Genomic DNA, 17974 nt, shown 5'->3' with positions numbered 1-17974 from the left:
GCAGCGCCATCAGCACCAGGGCCGCCAGGATGATGCCGTCGCGCACCTCGCCCGGCAGCAGCCAGTGGCTGGCGAAGCGGTGCAGGGGTTCACGCGCGGCCAGCAAGGCGGTCAGGGTGACAGCGAGAGCCGCCGCCAGCGGCAGGCTCCAGATACAAAGCACGCCGATCAGGTAGGTCAGCAGCAGCGCGATTTCGGTGGTCGCGCCGGGATCGTCGGAACGGTCGCGCCAGTAGGCCACTCCGGCCAGCGCCGCCACCAGCACAGCCCCCGTGACCATCAAGCCCGGCAAACCGGTGAGCGCCGCCACCGCACCCACTACGCAGGTCAGCGCAAAGGTGCGCAGACCAGCAAACGCGCGCCCCGGTCCGCTGCCTTTGCGGCGCTCGCGCTCGATACCGATCAGCAAGCCACAACCCAGGGCGGTGGCGAGCACGGCCACAGCGCCCGCCAGGTCAACAGGTGCGGTCAGTGCGGCGGTATTCAGATCGGGCATGCGGAGGGGCCAACGGGCGGGGCAATCACAGTCGGTGACTGTACCGCCCTCGCCCGCCCGGGCGCGCCACTCGCGTACCACTTGCTGCCGTTACCCCCATACACGAAACGCATTTCCACCCCCCGACCCAGAAAGTTCGCGATCCCGAGGCCACAATACCGCCATGCACAAAACGCCCGACTTCACCGCCCCCAGTTTTTTCGCCAACCCCGTTGATGCACTGGCACAAGTCCAGCAGATCTACCAGAACAGTGTGGACTTTCTGCGCGCCCGCATGCGCGACTTCGTGGCGGGCAAGGATTTTTCCAACATCCATGTGCGCGCCTGCTACCCCTTTGTGCGCTTGCACACCCACAGCGTGTCGCACCAGGGCAAGGGCCCGAAAAGCCGCTTGAGCTACGGTTTTGTGGCCGGCCCGGGCCGCTTCGAGACCACGCTCACCCGCCCCGATCTGTACAGTGACTACTACCTGGAACAGTTCAAGCTGCTGCTGGACAACCACGGCGGCCAGCTCGAGGTGGGCACCAGCACCCAACCGATTCCGATCCATTTTTCATTCGCCGAACACGACCACGTGGAAGGCAGCCTGGGCCCCGAGCGCCGTGCCCTGATGCGCGATGTGTTCGACCTGCCCGACCTCGGTGCGATGGACGACGGCATCGCCAACGGCACGCACGAACCCAAGCCTGGCGAGCCGCACCCGCTTTCCCTGTTCACCGCACCCCGGGTCGACTATTCGCTGCAGCGCCTGCGCCACTACACCGGCACCGCGCCCGAGTGGTTCCAGAACTTTGTGCTGTTCACCAACTACCAGTTTTACATCGACGAATTCATCGCCCTGGGGCGCTCCGCCATGGCCGACCCGAACAACGAATACGTCGCCTTCGTGCAGCCGGGCAATGTGGTGCAGCGCCGCGTCGGCCTGCTGCCCGAAGCGGTGGATGCCCTGGGCGCTGCACCGCCGCGCCTGCCGCAAATGCCGGCTTACCACCTGGTGCGCGCCGACCGCAGCGGCATCTCCATGGTCAACATCGGTGTCGGTCCGGCCAACGCCAAGACCATCACCGACCACATCGCCGTGCTGCGCCCGCACGCCTGGCTCATGCTCGGCCATTGCGCCGGCCTGCGCAACAGCCAGCAACTGGGTGACTACGTGCTGGCCCACGCCTACGTGCGCGAAGACCATGTGCTGGACGAGGAGCTGCCGCTGTGGGTGCCCATTCCCGCGCTGGCCGAAATCCAGGTCGCACTCGAAGCCGCCGTGGCCGATGTGAGCGGCGTGCCCGCGCACGAACTCAAGCGCATCATGCGCACCGGTACCGTGGCCAGCACCGACAACCGCAACTGGGAACTGCTGCCCGACAACAAGCCCCAGCGCCGGTTTTCTCAATCGCGGGCCGTGGCGCTCGACATGGAAAGCGCCACCATCGCCGCCAACGGTTTCCGCTTCCGCGTGCCCTATGGCACGCTCTTGTGCGTGAGCGACAAGCCCTTGCACGGCGAGATCAAGCTGCCCGGCATGGCCAACCACTTCTACCGCGAGCGGGTGGACCAGCACCTGCGCATCGGCATACGCGCGGTGGAATACCTGCGCCAAGGCGGTGTGACGCAACTGCACAGCCGCAAGCTGCGCAGTTTTGCCGAGGTGGCGTTTCAGTAGAAACCCTAGGTCTTTACACCAGCTTCACAAAACCGAAGCGGTTTCGACAGGCCGGGTGCCGACAATGGACTGGAACACACACCGGCTCACAGCACCCATGACACACACCACGCTCCACGCCCGCCGCTCACAACCAGGGGGCTTGTCCCTGGCCTGGATGTTGGCGCTGCTGCTGTCGGGATGCGCCAGCCTGACCCCTCCGCCCCGCGACCTGGGCACGGTGGCAGTGCCCAGCGCCTGGTCTGTGCCGTCCGCCCAGGCGGCGGGCGTGCCCTCTGCCACCGACCTGGCCACCTGGTGGCAGCGTTTTGACGACCCCGCGCTCACCGCACTCGTGACCCAGGCCTTGCAGGCCAATACCAGCGTGAAAAGCGCGCAGGCCGCGCTGCTGCAGGCGCGGGCGCAGGCCGATGTGCAGCAGGCCGGCCTGGGCCCTTCGGTGGGGACATCGGCTTCGGCGCAGCGCAGCCAGTCCGGCAACAACAGCGCCAGCAACCGCTTCCAGGCCGGGTTTGACGCCAGCTGGGAACCCGACATTTTTGGCGGCAACCGCAGCGCAGCCCAGGCCAGCGAGACCGACGCCCAGGCCTCGGCCGCCAGTCTGGCCAACGTGCAGGTCTCGCTGGCGGCGGAAGTCGCGACCAACTACATCAATCTGCGCGGTTTGCAGACCCGGCTCGCCATTGCGAGCAGCAACCTGGCCACACAAAGCGAAACCCTGCAAATCACCCGCTGGCGCGCCCAGGCCGGCCTGGTGTCCTCGCTCGACGTGGAACAGGCGGTGAGCGCCACCGAACAGACCCGGGCCCAGATCCCCGCCCTGCAGACCAGCGTGTCCCAGGCCTTGAACGCGCTGGCCGTGCTGACCGGACAAGCCCCCGGCGCGCTGAACGTCACGTTGGGCAAAGCAGCACCGATCCCGCCCGCCCCAGCCGATCTGGCCTTGGCCTTTCCCACCGACACCTTGCGCCAGCGGCCCGATGTGCGCGCCGCCGAGCTGCGCGCCCAGGCGGCGTGGTCGCGCGTGGCGGTGGCCGATGCCGCGCGCTACCCCAGCTTCAAGCTCAGTGGCTCGCTCGGCCTTTCGGCGCTCACGCTGGGCGCGCTGACCGATGGCGCGTCGCTGCTCAAGTCGGTGCTGGCCGGCGTGTCGATGCCGCTGTTCGACGGCGGCGCGGCGAAGGCGCAAGTGCGCGTGCAAGAAGCCGCGCTGCAACAAGCACGCGTCGCCTACGAAGCCGCCGTGCTCACGGCCTTGCAAGATGTGGAAGACGCGTTGGTGGCCATCCAGGGCGACCGTGAACGCCTGACGCGGCTGCAGGCCGCCGCCAGCGCCGCGGCCAACGCCGAGCTGCTGGCACGCCAGCGCTACGAAAGCGGCCTGATCGATTTCGCCACCGTGTTGTCCACCCAGCGCAGCCTGCTGTCGGCCCAGGACAGTGTGGCCAGCACCCAGGCCAGCCTGGGTGCCGACCACGTGCGCCTGTACAAAGCGCTCGGCGGTGGCTGGACACCCGACGCCGCCACGCCGCCCGAACCCGCCCTGGGTGCACAGCACTGAACCCCGGTCCACACCCGTCATCCGACCTCTCTCACTTGCGGATCCGCCATGAGCAAAAAAACGACCCAAGCCCCCTCCGCCGACCTGCAAGCGCTGCTCGGTGAAGACCGCCCCGCACGCTGGTGGCAGCGCAGCACGCTCTGGATCGGATTGGCAGTCCTCCTGATCGCGCTCGGCGGTGCTTACTACTGGCAAGCACAAGCCACCAGCAAAGCCGCCCCCACCTACGTGACCTCCGAGTTGCGTAAGGGGGAGCTCACGCTCACCGTGTCGGCCAACGGCACGCTGCAGCCCACGCGCTCGCTGAGCGTCGGCAGCGAACTCTCGGGCACGGTCAAGCGTGTACTGGTCGATGTGAACGACCGCATCAAAGCCGGCCAGGTGCTGGTCGAGCTGGACACCGCCAAGTTCAACGACCAGGTGACCCGCTCCCGCGCTTCGCTGGCCGCCGCGCAGGCCCAGCAGGCACAAAGTGCGGCCACCGTGGCCGAGGCCAAAGCCACGCTGGCGCGTTTTGAAGAAGTGGCGCGGCTCTCTGGCGGCAAGGTGCCCTCGGCCACCGAACTGGACAGTGCACGCGCCGCCCTGGCCCGTGCCGTCGCCGCGCAAAACAGCGCCGAAGCCAACGTCACCGTGGCGCGCGCCACGCTGTCCACCGACGAAACCAATCTGTCCAAAGCCTCGATCCGTTCGCCCATCGATGGCGTGGTGCTCAGCCGCTCGGTCGACCCAGGCAACGCCGTGGCGGCTTCGCTGCAGGCCGTGACGCTCTTTTCCGTGGCCGAGAACCTGACCCAGTTGCAGCTCGACGCCAGCGTGGACGAGGCCGACGTGGGTGCGGTGAAGGTGGGCCAGAAAGCCAGCTTCACCGTCAGCGCCTACCCGTCGCGCCGCTTCCCGGCCACCATCCGCCGTGTGGCCTTTGGCTCGACCACCACCAACAACGTCGTGACCTACGTGGCCACGCTGGATGTGGACAACAGCGACATGAGCCTGCGCCCGGGCATGACCGCCGTGGCCACCATCGTCGCCACCGAACGCAACGGTGTGCTGCTGGCGCCCAACACCGCGCTGCGCTTCACGCCCGCCAAGACCACATCGGCCGGCGGCGCATCGGGAGGAAGCATCCTGACCAAGATGATGCCGAGCCGCCCGCGCGCCGCCAAGGTGGCCGGTACGGAAGACAAGACGCCGGGCAAGCGCACGATCTGGGTACTGCGCGATGGCCAACCGATGGCCGTGCCGGTGCAGACCGGCATCAGCGACGGGCGCATGACCGAAGTCAGCGGAGAAGGCCTGACCCCGGGCATGGCGGTCATCACCGACCAGCGCAGCGCAGGTGCCGCGTCGTGAAGGATTTAGACCCCCACGCTCCGCCGCTGCCCGGGTCGCTGCCCCCATCCGGGGAAGGGGCCCCGGATACCCTGGCCGGTGGGGCTGGGCCTGCCTTGGGGCGGCCCGGCGGCTGGTCCGAAGACCCCCACGCGCCACTGATCCGGCTGCGCGGCATCACCAAGGTCTACGGCAGCGGCAGCACCGCGTTCCAGGCGCTCAAGGGCGTGGACCTGGACATCCAGCAGGGCGACTTTGTCGCCATCATGGGTCCCAGCGGCTCGGGCAAGTCCACCGCCATGAACACCCTGGGCTGCCTGGATACGCCGACCACGGGCACCTACGAATACAAGGGTGTGCAGGTGCAGTCGCTCAGCCGCGACGAACGTGCCCGCCTGCGCCGGCGCTACCTCGGCTTCGTTTTCCAGGGTTTCAACCTGCTGGCCCGGACCTCGGCCCAGGAAAACGTGGAACTGCCGCTGATTTACCGTGGTGAGCCCGCTGCGACGCGCCACGCCATGGCGGCGCGCGCGCTCGACGCCGTCGGCCTCAAGGGCTGGGAGCACCACACACCGGGCGAACTCTCGGGTGGCCAGCAACAGCGTGTGGCGATTGCACGCGCCATCGTCACCGAGCCCGCTGTGCTGCTCGCCGACGAACCCACCGGCAACCTCGACACCGCCCGCAGCCAGGAAATCATGGAACTGCTCTGGCACCTCAATGCCGACCTGGGCATCACCGTGCTCATGGTGACGCACGAGCCCGATATGGCCGCCTACGCCCGGCGCATGGTGCGTTTTGTCGATGGCGTCGTGGCCAGCGACGAACGCAACCCGCACCCGGTGGCCCTGCACGCCACCGCAGCACAAACAGAAGGTCTCTGACCATGTGGCTCAACACCTTGCTGCTCGCGCTGCGCTCGATCCGGCGCAACCTGATGCGCTCCTTCCTCACCATTCTGGGCATCGTGATCGGCGTGAGCGCCGTCATCACCATGGTCACCGTGGGCAACGGCGCCACGCTGGCGATCCAGAACCAGATTGCCGGCCTGGGCACCAACTTGCTGCAGGTGCGCCCCGGGCAACGCATGGGCCCGGGTGGTGGCGGCGGTGCACCGTCTTTCAAGGAAGCCGACGCCGAAGCCATCGCGACGCAGATCGGCGGTGTGGCCGCCGCCGCGCCCGAGTCGCGCTCGGGCGGCACCCTGGTGGCCAACGGTCGCAACTGGAGCAGCAGCATCACCGGCAGCACCAACGACTGGCTCATGATCGAAAACTGGACGCTGGCCCAGGGCCGTGCATTTTCCGATGACGAACTGCGCGCCGGCTCGGCCGTCTGCATCATTGGCGAGACGGTGCGGCGCGAGCTGTTCGGCAACAGCCCGGCGCTGGGCGAACCCCTGCGCGTGAAGCAGATCAGCTGCGAGATCGTGGGTGTGCTGGGCTCCAAGGGACAGGGCGCGTTCGGCAACGACCAGGACGACACGGTCTTCATGCCCATCAAGACGCTGCAGCGGCGCATCACCGGCAACACCCAGGTCAATACCTTGCTGGTCTCCATGGCCGACGGCAGCGACGCCGATCGCGTGAAGGCCAGCCTGGCACAGCTGCTGCGCGAGCGCCGCAAGCTCAGTGCCACCGACGAAGACAACTTCAACGTGCTCGACACCAAACAGCTGGGCGAAACGCTGTCGGGGACCACCAAGGTCATGACCACGCTGCTGGGCGCGGTGGCCGCCGTGAGCCTGTTGGTGGGCGGTATCGGCATCATGAACATCATGCTGGTCAGCGTCACCGAGCGCACCCGCGAGATCGGTCTGCGCCTGGCCATTGGCGCGCTGGAGCGCGAGGTGCTGCTGCAGTTCTTGATCGAAGCGGTGGTGCTGGCCGCGCTCGGTGGTCTGATCGGCATCGTGCTGGCCACGGGGGCGTCGATCGGACTGTCCGCCGTGATGAACGTGCCCTATGTGTTCAACCCCGGCGTGAACCTGCTGAGCTTTGTATTCTCGGCCGGCATCGGCGTGGTGTTCGGCTATTTCCCGGCGCGCCGCGCAGCACAGCTGGACCCGATCGAGGCCTTGCGGCACGAATAACCCCCGGCGCGCTGCGTGGCGCGGGGGTTAGGGCCTGTTCACCCGGGGCCTGACTTTGCTGGCCGCCAGCTTGGCCTGCGAGCGAGCCACCTCCACATCGGCGTCGTGCACCAGGGCCACGCCCATGCGGCGCTTGATGAAGCTCTCGGGTTTGCCGAACAGGCGGATATCGCTGTTGGGCACACGCATGGCCTCGTCCACGCCATCGAAAACAATGCCGATCGCGTCCACGCCGCCGTAGATCACCGCGCTGGCGCCCGGGCTTTTGAGCGCCGTGTCCACCGGCAGGCCGAGGATGGCGCGGGCGTGCAATTCAAACTCGTTCTGCCACTGCGTGATCATGGTCACCATGCCGGTGTCGTGCGGGCGCGGGCTGACCTCGCTGAACCAGACCTGATCGCCTTTGACGAACAGCTCCACCCCGTAGATGCCCAGCCCCGAGGGCTGGCCGTCGTGGCCCACGCCGAGGTCGTCCGTCACCGCTTTGGCCACCCGCCGCGATTCGGCCAATGCCTTGGCCGTCATCGGGTGCGGCTGCCAGCTCTCCACATAGTCGCCACCCACCTGCACATGACCGATCGGGTCGCAGAAATGCGTTTCGATGCCACCGTCCGCGCCCCGGGCGCGCACCGTGAGCTGGGTGATCTCGTAGTCGAAATCGATGAAGCCTTCCACGATCACGCGCCCCGGGCCGACCCGGCCACCGGCCATGGCGTAGTCCCAGGCGGTCTTCACGTCGGCGGGGCTGTCGATCTTGCTCTGGCCCTTGCCGGACGAACTCATCACCGGCTTGACCACGCAGGGGTAGCCGATGCCGGCGTCGATGGCCGCCTGCAATTCGGCCAGCGAATCGCAGAACTTGTAAGGACTGGTGGGCAGGCCCAGGGTCTCGGCCGCGAGGCGGCGAATGCCTTCGCGGTCCATGGTCAGGCGCGCGGCGCGCGCGGTGGGCACCACGCGCACCACGCCGGCGGCTTCCAGTTCCTGCAGGGCAGGCGTGGCAATGGCCTCGATCTCGGGCACCACCAGATGCGGGCGCTCGGCCTCGATCAAGGCTTTGAGCTGGGCCGGATCGCTCATGGTGATGGTGCGTGCGTGGTGCGCCACCTGCTGGCCCGGCGCGTGCGCGTAGCGGTCCACCGCGATGGTTTCCACACCCAGGCGTTGCAGGGCAATGAGCACCTCCTTGCCGAGTTCGCCAGAACCCAGCAGCATCACGCGGGTGGCAGAGGGAGAGAGCGGGGTTCCGATGGTCGTCATGCAGGTTCCTGGTGGAGGCTGGGTGTCAAAGTGGCGTCAGGCGCGAACCAGCACCGAATCGGCGGGATCGGCGGTGGTGAGGCGGCCCATGTGTTCGCCCAGGCGAACCGACTGGCCGGGCAACCACTGCGGGTTGAAGCGGATGTGCTCCTTGGGCCAGAGCATCACCACGGTGGAGCCCAACAGAAAGCAGCCCATTTCTTCGCCCTTGCGCAAACGAAACACCTGGTCTTCGTAGGACCACTCGCGCACGGTGCCGGTCCGTGGCGGGTTGACCACGCCATGCCAGACGGTGGCCATGCTGCCCACAATGGTGGCGCCCACGAGCACCAGCACAAAGGGCTGCTTGACCTGGTGCTCGCCCTCGCCCACGGTGGCTTCAAACACGCACACCACGCGCTCGTTGCGCGCAAACAAGCCAGGCACGCCGCGCGCCGTGGCCGGGTTGACCGAAAACAGCTCGCCCGGCACGTAAATCATGCGCAGCAGGCGCGCGTCGCAAGGCATGTGGATGCGGTGGTAATCCTTGGGGCTGAGGTAGATGGTGGCGAAGGCACCGTCGTCGAACCGGGCCGCCAGTTCGGCGTCGCCGCCCACCAGCGCCTGGGTGCTGTAGTGGTGGCCTTTGGCCTGGAAAATCTGATCGCGCTCGATAGGTCCGTGCTGGCTGATGGCCCCGTCGACCGGACACACATAGTCCACCCGCGCGAGTGGCCGCAGACCGGGCTTGAGGTGGCGGGTGAAGAATTCGTTGAAGCTGCTGTAGCTGGTGACATCCGGGTTCGCCGCCTCTTCCATGTCCACCTGGTAGCGCTTCACAAACCAGCGGATCAGCGCATGCGTGAAACGCCCCGCTTGTGCACCCGCGATGAAGCCCGCGAAACGGGTCAGCGCGCGCTTGGGCAAGATGTGTTGCGGGGCAACGGCCCAAAAATCGGACAAATCGGTTCTCCTGGCTTGGGCTTGGCTCCCGCGTGGCGCCAGGCACAAGCTGGTAACGATCGACACGGGCGGTTGCGGGCATTTTACCGATGCGTGCGCACGCCACCTGGGGGCGAACCCGCAGACGGCAAAGGCCCCGCCGGGCCGGAATCGGTATATTGCAGCTTGCTGCGCCAGAACCTTGGCGCGCACCCGACCATCCCGCCACCACCCAACGCGTGCAGCCGCTTTTGACCACAGCCACCCAAACCGCCTCTTGCTTGTTGCAAGTCGAACAGTTGAGCAAGCACTACGGCGGCAGCCCGGTGGTGGACAAGCTGGACTTTGCCATTGCGCCCGGCGAATGCCTGGGCGTGATCGGCCCCAATGGTGCCGGCAAGACCACCACCATCCGCATGTGCCTGGGCCTGACCGCCCCCGATGCGGGCCGCATCACCGCCTTCGGCCTGGACATGCCGCAGCATGCCCTGGCCATCAAGGCGCAACTCGGTGTGGTGAGCCAGTTCGACACACTGGACCCCGATTTCAGCTGCGCCGAAAACCTGCTGGTTTATGGCCGCTACTTCGGCATGCGCGCCGCCGACATCCGTCCCCGCATACCGCGCTTGCTCGAGTTCGCGGCCCTGACCCACAAGGCCGGCGTGAAACCTGGCGAACTGTCGGGCGGCATGAAGCGGCGGCTCTCGCTGGCCCGCGCCCTGGTGAACGACCCCAAGCTGCTGATGCTGGACGAACCCACCACCGGCCTGGACCCGCAGGCCCGGCACCTGATGTGGGAACGCCTGCAACTGCTGGTGCAGCAAGGCAAGAGCATTCTGCTCACCACCCATTTCATGGACGAGGCCGAACGCCTGTGCTCGCGCCTGCTGGTGCTGGACCACGGTCGCAAGATCGCCGAAGGCCGGCCGCGCGACCTGATCGCCCAGCATCTGGAACCGGACGTGGTCGAGGTCTTTGGGCAAGGTGCGCTGGCGCTGCACGAAAGCGCCGACCACAGTGCGCTGCGTGGCCTGGCGAACCGGGTCGAGGTGAGCGGTGAAACCGTATTTTTCTACACCGGCAATGCCCTGCCCCTGCTGACCGAGCTGGGCAAACAACCGCAGCTGCGCACGCTGCACCGCCCGGCCAACCTGGAAGATCTGTTCCTGAAACTCACAGGTCGGCAGATTCGGGAGGACGGCTAGGGCCTCCCCGCACCGCTTCGCGTCACCCCCCAGGGGGCGGCACTGGCGGGTTCCGTGGCGCCCTGATCGCCCTCCCCCTCATTGAAGAGCATTGCTGATGTTGACGACCACCTCACCCTCCCACTGGTCCAGCCCGCGTTTGTCCCTCCGCTGGTGGCCGGTGTTTCTGCGCAACCTGCTGGTCTGGCGCAAGCTGGCGGTGCCCAGCTTGGTCGGCAATATCGCCGAACCGCTGATGTGGCTGGTCGCGTTTGGTTACGGCATGGGCGCGCTGGTCGGGCAAGTCGACATGGCCACGCCGCAAGGCACCGTGGCCGTGCCCTACATCCTGTTCCTGGCCAGCGGCAGCATCTGCATGAGCGCCATGAACGCGGCCAGTTTCGAGGCGCTGTACTCTGCCTTCTCGCGCATGCATGTGCAAAAGACCTGGGACGGCATCATGAACGCGCCGGTCAGCCTGGACGACGTGGTGCTGGCGGAAATGTTGTGGGCCGCCTTCAAGGCGCTGTTTGCGGTGACCGCCATCATGGGTGTGATGTTGGCCTTGGGCATCAGCCACTCACCCAAATTGCTGCTGGCCTTGCCGGTGCTGCTGGGTGTGGGCATTGCCTTTTCGTGCATCGCGCTGATCTTCAACGCGCTGGCCCAGGGCTACGATTTTTTCACCTATTACTTCACGCTGTTCCTGACCCCGATGATGTTTTTATCGGGGGTCTTTTTCCCGCGTGAGCAATTGCCTGATTGGGTGCGTGCCTTCTCGGACTGGCTGCCGCTGACCAATGCGGTGGAACTGGTGCGCCCTTTGTTCATGGACCAGTGGCCGGCCCGGCCCTGGTTGCATGCAGGCGTGTTGCTGGTCTATACCGTGGTGGCCTTTTGGCTGGCCCTGGCCTTCACGCGCAAACGCTTTGCGCGCTGAACACCGACAGGTACTTCAGTGCACCGCCTGCAAAGCAGGTTGGGCTTCGGCGTACAGCTCGCAGCCGCTGTCCATGAATGCGATGGGATCGATCACGGTGTCGCGTGCACCACGCAGCGCCACGGTTTTCGGGATCAGGGGCTTGTCCAGCGGACGGCAGATGCGCTGGCGCAGACGGCGCAGATCGAGGCTGTCTTCCATGGCGTTGATGATGGACTCGGGGTCGAGCATCATCACGAAGGGATTGAGGCGGTTGAGGCTGGTGGACATGGCTAACTCCTGACAAAAGCGGAAAGGTCACAAAGCGAGACCCGATGAAACAAACTGTATCGGCCCGCCTCAAAACGTTGAGTCAGCCCCCGCCCATTCGTGTTGTAGGAAGTTGACTGACACGGCTAGGAATCGCAAGAGATCGCCGACAAAACACCGGTCTATGCCGTTACAAACGCCGGTTTTCCACCTGGAAATGGGTACTTTCTTCCGCCCGGAGTCGCTTTGTTTTTTTCCATTGGGGCGCAAAAATTACCCAAGACCCCCCTATTTCCCGGGGCTTGGCTGCAACAGACGGTCTCAGACCGAGAAGCGCTGGCTCAGTGTCTGCAGGTTGAGTTCTTCCAGCACCTGTTGCAAACGTTGTTTGGCCCGCTCCGCCGCACCGGTGCGGTCCGAGGCCAGCTTGCGCGCCAGGATCAACTCGTTTTTCATGGAGTGCTCCCAACCCACCAACTCGGTCACCGTCACCTGGTAGCCGTGGGCTTCCAGCTGCAGGCAGCGCAGCACATTGGTGATCTGGCTGCCGAATTCGCGCGTGTGCAAAGGGTGGCGCCAGAGTTCGGCCAACGGTGTGCGCGCCAGGCTGAGCGCCTTGTGTTGCTTCATCACGCCCGCCACTTCGGCCTGGCAACAAGGCACCAGCACGAGGTGCTGCGCCTGCTTCTCCAGCCCGAAGCGGATCGCGTCGTCGGTGGCGGTGTCACAGGCGTGCAACGCCGTCACCACGTCAAAGCGCGCCGGTAGTTCGGGGTGGGTGAGCGCCTCTTGCACCGTGGCGGCCATGAAGCGCATGCGCTCAAAACCCAGCCGCTGGGCCAGCGCCTGCGACTTCTCCACCAGCTCGGCCCGCGCCTCCACGCCATAGACCCAGCCCTGGGAGCGCGCCTTGAAAAACAGGTCGTACAAGATGAAACCCAGGTACGACTTGCCCGCACCGTGGTCGGCCAGACTCACATCGCCGCGCTGCGCCAGCACCTCGGCCAACAAGGGTTCGATGAACTGCACCAGGTGGTACACCTGCTTGAGCTTGCGCCGCGTATCCTGGTTGAGCTTGCCCTCGCGCGTGAGGATGTGCAACTCCTTGAGCAGTTCGACCGACTGGCCCTCGCGCAGTTCGGGCAATTGTTCTTGCAGGGTTTTCTGGGGTTTCAAGGGCGGCCTTGTTGACATCGCGCTTCAAACGCGGGAAATGGATCGGTTACGGGCCGGGCGCGCCCAAGCGCACACTGCGCAGTGCGATTTTGGCATGGGCAAGCGCGCACAATCACCGCATGAACGATCCAGCCAGCAGCGCACACCACCACCCCTACGCCTCCCTCACCCCCGACGTGGTGCAAGACGCCTTGGCCAGCATCGGCCTGTGGGGCGATGGCCGCATGGCCGCGCTCAACAGTTTCGAGAACCGTGTCTACCAGATCCACCTGGAGTCGCCCTTCGAGGGCCACGACCAGGTGGTGACCAAGTTCTACCGCCCGGATCGCTGGAGCGACGCGCAGATCGCCGAAGAACACGCCTTTGCCACCGAACTCGTGGCGGCGGAAATACCGGCCGTGCCTCCACTGGCCGTGGGTGGCCAGACCCTGCACCATTTCGGCGGGTTTGCCTTTTCGGTCAGCCCACGGCGCGGCGGGCGCCGGCCCGAGCTGGAGGACTTTGAGGTGCTGGAATGGATAGGCCGGTTTCTGGCCCGCATCCACAGCGTGGGCGCAGCGCGCCCCTTTGCGGTACGCCCGGCGCTCAACGCCCAGAACTTTGCCCGCGAACCCCGCGACTGGTTGATGAACCACGCGGTCATCGCGCCCGAAGTGCAGACCGCCTGGGCCGCTGCACTGGAAGAAGCGCTGGCCCTGATCGAACGCCACCCCATGCTGCGCGCCGACCACACGCCCGAGCCCGATGGCATGGCGTGCATCCGCCTGCACGGCGACTGCCACCCCGGCAACATCCTCTGGACACCCGCCGACCTGCCGCAGCCCGGCCCCCATTTCGTGGACCTGGACGACGCCCGCAGCGGCCCCGCCGTGCAAGACCTGTGGATGCTGTTGAGCGGCGAACGCCGGCAACAAAACCAGCAACTCGGTGCCTTGATCGACGGTTACGAACAGTTCCGGCCCTTCGACCGGCGTGAACTCGCGCTGATCGAGCCGCTGCGCACGCTGCGCCTGGTCCACTACAGCGCGTGGTTGGCCCGGCGCTGGGACGACCCGGCCTTCCCGATCAACTTCCCCTGGTTCGGCAGCCGCGACTACTGGCAAAGCCAGGTCGACATGCTGGTCGAACAGATCGAAGCCATGCAGGAAGCGCCGCTGGTGGCCTGAGATACCAGCGCTGACCGCGCGTACCGTTTGACACAAACGCCGGTGCCAAGCCGCTCCAGGCTCGCCTAACATGCCTGCTCCGCGTGCGACTCGATCGCTGCCCAACGACCTCGAAAATACAAAGGTTATTGGCAATTCAATTGCACACGATTTATTTATCCACCACAATTCAGCCCATGCCAACGCAACAGAAACCCGCCAACCCCGCTCTGCTGCTGGACAACCAGCTCTGCTTCGCGCTGTATTCGACCTCCCTGGCCATGACAAAAATCTACAAGCCCATGCTGGAAGAAATGGGCCTGACTTACCCGCAGTACCTGGCCATGCTGGTGTTGTGGGAGCAAGACGGTCTGACGGTTTCTGAAATGGGCGAGCGCCTGTTTCTCGACTCGGGCACGCTCACACCCCTGCTCAAACGGATGGAGTCGGCCGACCTGCTGACCCGCTTGCGCGATACGCAAGACGAGCGCCGTGTCTTCATACGCCTCACCGCCGCCGGACGCCGCCTCAAAACCCGCGCCGCCCGTATCCCTGGTTGCCTGCAGCAAATCCTCGCATGCGAGGTATCCGAAGTCATGGACCTGACCCGGCAGGTGCAGGCGCTGCGGGCTCGGCTGTCGGCCTGATCGAGCCCATTCACTTTTTTTTCACCGCTTCGTCCGAAGCCACAACCCCAAGGAGTCCACATGACCACATCTCTCGACAAAGTGCTTTACACCGCCCGCGCCCACACCACCGGTGGCCGTGACGGTGCTTCCAAAACGGACGACGGGCGTCTGTCGGTTCAGCTGACCTCGCCTGGCCAGGCCGGCGAAGGCACCAATCCCGAGCAACTGTTTGCAGCGGGCTATTCGGCTTGCTTCCTGGGCGCCATCAAGGCCGTGGCCGGCAAAATGAAACTCAGCGTGCCCGCCGATGTGGCGATCGACGCCGAAGTGGATCTGGGCACGATTGCGGTCGGCTACGGCATTGCAGCGCGCCTGAAGGTCAGCCTGCCCGGCATGGACCCTGCCCAGGCGCAGTCTCTGGTCGACGCAGCACACCAGGTGTGCCCGTACTCCAATGCCACGCGCGGCAACATCGACGTGACCATCACGCTGGCCTGATCCCAGGCCTCGGGTCACGCCCCGCAGCCCGCCGGACCCGATCCGGCGGGCTGTTTGTTTTCTGGCGCCCCATCCAGGCACTGCCCGGATCCACCATTCCAGACAGGAGAGAGGCGAAGCGGCGCTGCGTGGCTCACCTTTGTGGCGGCGTCAAAGTCGGAACGCTTTGGACGGTCTCAAGCACGCCACGTCCAGCGCCTTTTGGGACACCTGCACTCAGCCCTCGGTGCGCCCAAACTGCTCCAGTGCCACCGCCATCCAGTCGTTGGGCGGCGCGATCGCCGGGCCGCGCCGGATCAGACAAGCGCCGTCCACCCGTTCGACCTGCACCTGGCCACCTTGCCACAGCAACCAGGCCAGCCAGGCACCATGCACCGCATCGACCGGCTCACCGGCCGGTCCGTCCAACACGGTCGTGAGCACGGTCGGGTTCTTCACCCGCACCGATTCACCCAGCACTTCGCCGTCCAAGGCCTGCGCCAGCTGCGTCCAGGCATCGGCCTGACTGGTTTGAAAAGCGCTCAGCCACTGCTGCAAATGCCCCACCACCGCCACGCCGCGCCGCGCCTCGGCCTGCAGCAGATCGGCATGGTCCCAGCGGTGCCAGGACACCGCCGGCTCCGTGCCACCGCAGGCCAGCACAGTTTGCGCCAGCTGGTACAGGGCGGCCTCGCTCCCCCCATCAACCTGCACCGCACTGCTCACCATGAACAAGGCGGCCAGCCGGTTGGCCTGCAGCTGGCTTTGCTGCGCCAGCAGTTTGTCGCGCATGAGCGCGTCGCGCTCGCTGCGCAGCTCGGCCAGTTCGAGCGCGTTCTTGAGTTCGGCGCGCAGCGTCTCCAGCTCCCAGGGTTTGCTGATGTAGCGGTAGATTTCGCCGCTGTTGATGGCCTCGATGGCTTCGCCCAGCTCGGAATAGGCGGTGGTCGTCATGCGCACAATGCTGGGGTAGTACTGGCGCGCGTGCCGCAGCAACTCGGTGCCACGCTCACCGGGCATGCGTTGGTCGCACACCAGCACCGCCACCTCTGCCCCTTGCTCGCGCAGAATCGCACGCCCCTCCTCCACCGAAGACGCGGTGAGCACCGGCGCCATGGGGCTGACCAAGCGCTCAAAGTACTTCAAGGCCATGGCCTCGTCGTCCACAAACAAAATTTTGACAGGCTTCACGACGCTCTCCGGTTTTGGGATTCTTCTGGATGTGCAAAAAACAGCGTCACGGTGGTGCCCTGCCCTTGGGCCGAGCGCACATCGACCGAGCCTCCCAAAGAGGCCATCACCCGGCGACAAAACAACAAGCCCATGCCCCCGCCTCCGGCCTCGGAACGGGTGCTCACAGGCTCGCGTGTCAGACGCTTCAGAACATGTGGCGCAATGCCCGGGCCGTTGTCGCTGACCCGGATCGCAGGGTGCTGGGTCTGGCCCGGCGCAACAGCAGCACGCTCCAGCGTGATCCACACGTTGGGGCGCGCGGGCAGATCGGATCGCAAGGCCTGCAAGGCATTCTTGACCAGGGCACACAAGACCAGGTAGAGCAAATCTTGCCGATTGGGCAGGCCAAAGTCGTCCTTCAAGTCGCACACCAGCCATTGGGCCTCGCCCCGGTCGAACGGGTACTCGCTTTGCATCGTGCGCACCAGATCGCTGGCGCGCAACGCCGCCGATTCACCGCTGCGGTAGGCATCCCGGGTGGTCTGCACAAAGGTCGATACCAGGGACTGCGCGTAATCGGCGCGCCGTTGCGCGGCTTCGAGCATGAACAACACATCACCCGGCTTTTGCTGTGCAATGTGCGCCATACCCTCTTGCCCAGTCGGTACATCGCGGTGCCGGCCGCGCATGGCCGACAGATATCCCCGCACCGTGGCCAGCGGCGTGGCCACTTCGTGGGCCAAAAAGCCCAGGGTTTCGTGCAAGGTGGAGGCGCGGCGGTCAAGAAGCGCCTGGTCGCGCACACGCTGGCGACTGGTGGCCAAGGCTTCGCGCAAGGTCTCGCGCGTGGTGGTTTCATCCAGCGGTTTTTCCAGAATCTTCTCGACATGACCCAGGTTGATGGCCATCATCGCCACGTCCTTGTCGGCATAGGCCGACACCAGCACACGCGTCACGTGGCTGTGGCGCTTGCGCACTTCGCTGAGCAAGGCCACGCCATCGCGCTCGGGCATGCGGTAGTCGGTCAACAACACCGCCACTTCGCGCCCGCGCTGCGCCAACAGGTCCAAGGCCTCGTCTACCCCACCGGCCGTGAGCACCACAAATTCGTCGCCATACAAACGGGCGAACCACTTGCAAGCCTGTGGCTCGTCGTCCACCAGCAAAACGGCGTGCACGCCCGGTGCAACAAAGGGAATGGCGGTTTGACTTGGATTCATTCAAGGTCTCGGTAAGTCAAAAGTGAATTCGGTCCAGCTTCCCAGCTCGCTGGCCACCATCAAGCTGCCGCCGTGGCGTTGCACGATGGAATAGCTCATGCTCAGACCCAGTCCCAGGCCGGCACCCACCTCGCGGGTGGTGAAGAAGGGCTCGAACACCCGTTCGATGTTCGCCGGCTCAATGCCCAGGCCGTTGTCCCGTATCGACACCCAGACGCGTCCCTCTCTTTGCTCGACCTTCACGGCGATCTGGGCCTGGGCGCGCTGGGCGGCCTGCACCGCGTGGGCTGCGTTGCTCAGCAAATTGATCAAGACCCCGATGATGGCCGGTTCATCGCCCAGCGCATGGCTGTCCTGTGGTGTATCGACAGAGACGTCGATTCCCTTGAGCTCGTAGCCAGCCAATCGCAGCGCGGAACGAACCGCGTTCTCCAGCAGAAAGGGGCGTTCGCTGTCGTG

General features: G+C 65.8%; 18 protein-coding genes. 10 read left to right on the top strand and 8 right to left on the bottom strand.

All coding sequences use genetic code 11. From position 1 onward, the window contains the following. On the bottom strand, positions 1–496 hold a 496-nt coding region (locus ABYB95_RS04180; RefSeq protein ID WP_372657190.1), incomplete at its 3' end, for an MgtC/SapB family protein. 163 nt (positions 497–659) lie between these two features. On the opposite strand from ABYB95_RS04180, the gene ABYB95_RS04175 reads away from it, so the two are divergent. The 5 genes from ABYB95_RS04175 to ABYB95_RS04155 all read left to right on the top strand — a co-directional run bounded on the left by ABYB95_RS04175 (position 660) and on the right by ABYB95_RS04155 (position 7141). Continuing rightward, a complete protein-coding gene (locus ABYB95_RS04175) occupies positions 660–2156 on the top strand; it encodes an AMP nucleosidase (RefSeq protein WP_372657189.1) in 1497 nt (498 codons plus the stop codon). Between the two features lie 97 nt (positions 2157–2253). Continuing rightward, the gene (locus ABYB95_RS04170) at positions 2254–3717 is read left to right on the top strand and encodes an efflux transporter outer membrane subunit (RefSeq protein ID WP_372657188.1); all 1464 of its coding nucleotides are present in this window, start codon (positions 2254–2256) and stop codon (positions 3715–3717) included. Between the two features lie 48 nt (positions 3718–3765). Beyond that, a complete protein-coding gene (locus ABYB95_RS04165; RefSeq protein WP_372657186.1) occupies positions 3766–5070 on the top strand; it encodes an efflux RND transporter periplasmic adaptor subunit in 1305 nt (434 codons plus the stop codon). A gap of 95 nt (positions 5071–5165) precedes the next feature. Then, positions 5166–5933, top strand: a complete 768-nt coding sequence (locus ABYB95_RS04160; RefSeq protein WP_372657191.1) for an ABC transporter ATP-binding protein — start codon at positions 5166–5168, stop codon at positions 5931–5933. A 2-nt stretch (positions 5934–5935) separates the two neighbouring features. Beyond that, the gene (locus tag ABYB95_RS04155) at positions 5936–7141 is read left to right on the top strand and encodes an ABC transporter permease (RefSeq protein ID WP_372657184.1); all 1206 of its coding nucleotides are present in this window, start codon (positions 5936–5938) and stop codon (positions 7139–7141) included. Positions 7142–7168: 27 nt separating this feature from the next. On the opposite strand, the gene purT is transcribed toward ABYB95_RS04155, so the two are convergent. Together purT and asd are read right to left on the bottom strand one after the other, a co-directional pair. Continuing rightward, positions 7169–8401: a formate-dependent phosphoribosylglycinamide formyltransferase gene (purT, locus tag ABYB95_RS04150; protein ID WP_372657183.1), complete on the bottom strand. Its 1233-nt coding sequence runs from the start codon at positions 8399–8401 to the stop codon at positions 7169–7171. A gap of 36 nt (positions 8402–8437) precedes the next feature. Then, entirely contained in the window at positions 8438–9343 is a 906-nt protein-coding gene (asd, locus tag ABYB95_RS04145) for an archaetidylserine decarboxylase (RefSeq protein ID WP_372657182.1), read from the bottom strand. 230 nt (positions 9344–9573) lie between these two features. Here asd and ABYB95_RS04140 point away from each other — a divergent pair, with 230 nt between their 5' ends. Next, positions 9574–10527 carry an ATP-binding cassette domain-containing protein gene (locus ABYB95_RS04140; protein ID WP_372657181.1) on the top strand — a complete coding sequence of 318 codons (954 nt, stop codon included), beginning with the start codon at positions 9574–9576 and terminating at the stop codon, positions 10525–10527. 97 nt (positions 10528–10624) lie between these two features. Next, positions 10625–11446, top strand: a complete 822-nt coding sequence (locus tag ABYB95_RS04135) for an ABC transporter permease (RefSeq protein ID WP_372657180.1) — start codon at positions 10625–10627, stop codon at positions 11444–11446. 15 nt (positions 11447–11461) lie between these two features. On the opposite strand, the gene ABYB95_RS04130 is transcribed toward ABYB95_RS04135, so the two are convergent. Next, positions 11462–11716 (bottom strand): hypothetical protein, encoded by a 255-nt coding sequence (locus ABYB95_RS04130; RefSeq protein ID WP_372657179.1) that lies wholly within the window; start codon positions 11714–11716, stop codon positions 11462–11464. Positions 11717–12016: 300 nt separating this feature from the next. Next, a complete protein-coding gene (locus ABYB95_RS04125; RefSeq protein ID WP_372657178.1) occupies positions 12017–12889 on the bottom strand; it encodes an SAM-dependent methyltransferase in 873 nt (290 codons plus the stop codon). A 101-nt stretch (positions 12890–12990) separates the two neighbouring features. Here ABYB95_RS04125 and ABYB95_RS04120 point away from each other — a divergent pair, with 101 nt between their 5' ends. The 3 genes from ABYB95_RS04120 to ABYB95_RS04110 all read left to right on the top strand — a co-directional run bounded on the left by ABYB95_RS04120 (position 12991) and on the right by ABYB95_RS04110 (position 15143). Next, the gene (locus ABYB95_RS04120; protein ID WP_372657177.1) at positions 12991–14037 is read left to right on the top strand and encodes a serine/threonine protein kinase; all 1047 of its coding nucleotides are present in this window, start codon (positions 12991–12993) and stop codon (positions 14035–14037) included. Between the two features lie 176 nt (positions 14038–14213). Beyond that, entirely contained in the window at positions 14214–14663 is a 450-nt protein-coding gene (locus tag ABYB95_RS04115; protein ID WP_372657176.1) for a MarR family winged helix-turn-helix transcriptional regulator, read from the top strand. Positions 14664–14723: 60 nt separating this feature from the next. Next, positions 14724–15143: an organic hydroperoxide resistance protein gene (locus ABYB95_RS04110; RefSeq protein WP_372657175.1), complete on the top strand. Its 420-nt coding sequence runs from the start codon at positions 14724–14726 to the stop codon at positions 15141–15143. Between the two features lie 216 nt (positions 15144–15359). Here the strand turns inward: ABYB95_RS04110 and ABYB95_RS04105 are convergent, their stop codons facing one another. The 3 genes from ABYB95_RS04105 to ABYB95_RS04095 form a co-directional block, all read right to left on the bottom strand. Further along, a complete protein-coding gene (locus ABYB95_RS04105; protein WP_372657174.1) occupies positions 15360–16313 on the bottom strand; it encodes a response regulator in 954 nt (317 codons plus the stop codon). Next, complete coding sequence (locus tag ABYB95_RS04100) at positions 16310–17515, bottom strand: ATP-binding protein (RefSeq protein ID WP_372657173.1); 1206 nt, start codon at positions 17513–17515, stop codon at positions 16310–16312. Before ABYB95_RS04100 ends, ABYB95_RS04105 begins: the two co-directional genes overlap by 4 nt. Further along, positions 17516–17974: sensor histidine kinase (locus ABYB95_RS04095; RefSeq protein WP_372657172.1), on the bottom strand; the 459-nt coding region annotated here is incomplete at its 5' end.

The organism is Hydrogenophaga sp. (assembly GCF_041633695.1).
Classification (GTDB): Bacteria; Pseudomonadota; Gammaproteobacteria; order Burkholderiales; family Burkholderiaceae_C; genus Hydrogenophaga.
This window is presented reverse-complemented; position numbering and strand designations above follow the sequence as displayed.

Excerpts from the sequence above, each read along its gene's own strand:
- ABYB95_RS04120 (WP_372657177.1), top strand. The coding sequence starts at position 12,991 with ATGAACGATCCAGCCAGCAGCGCACACCACCACCCCTACGCCTCCCTC.
- purT (WP_372657183.1), bottom strand. The coding sequence starts at position 8,401 with ATGACGACCATCGGAACCCCGCTCTCTCCCTCTGCCACCCGCGTGATG.
- ABYB95_RS04130 (WP_372657179.1), bottom strand. The coding sequence starts at position 11,716 with ATGTCCACCAGCCTCAACCGCCTCAATCCCTTCGTGATGATGCTCGAC.
- ABYB95_RS04135 (WP_372657180.1), top strand. The coding sequence starts at position 10,625 with ATGTTGACGACCACCTCACCCTCCCACTGGTCCAGCCCGCGTTTGTCC.
- ABYB95_RS04170 (WP_372657188.1), top strand. The coding sequence starts at position 2,254 with ATGACACACACCACGCTCCACGCCCGCCGCTCACAACCAGGGGGCTTG.
- ABYB95_RS04115 (WP_372657176.1), top strand. The coding sequence starts at position 14,214 with ATGCCAACGCAACAGAAACCCGCCAACCCCGCTCTGCTGCTGGACAAC.
- ABYB95_RS04125 (WP_372657178.1), bottom strand. The coding sequence starts at position 12,889 with ATGTCAACAAGGCCGCCCTTGAAACCCCAGAAAACCCTGCAAGAACAA.
- ABYB95_RS04155 (WP_372657184.1), top strand. The coding sequence starts at position 5,936 with ATGTGGCTCAACACCTTGCTGCTCGCGCTGCGCTCGATCCGGCGCAAC.
- ABYB95_RS04165 (WP_372657186.1), top strand. The coding sequence starts at position 3,766 with ATGAGCAAAAAAACGACCCAAGCCCCCTCCGCCGACCTGCAAGCGCTG.
- ABYB95_RS04175 (WP_372657189.1), top strand. The coding sequence starts at position 660 with ATGCACAAAACGCCCGACTTCACCGCCCCCAGTTTTTTCGCCAACCCC.
- ABYB95_RS04100 (WP_372657173.1), bottom strand. The coding sequence starts at position 17,515 with ATGAATCCAAGTCAAACCGCCATTCCCTTTGTTGCACCGGGCGTGCAC.
- ABYB95_RS04110 (WP_372657175.1), top strand. The coding sequence starts at position 14,724 with ATGACCACATCTCTCGACAAAGTGCTTTACACCGCCCGCGCCCACACC.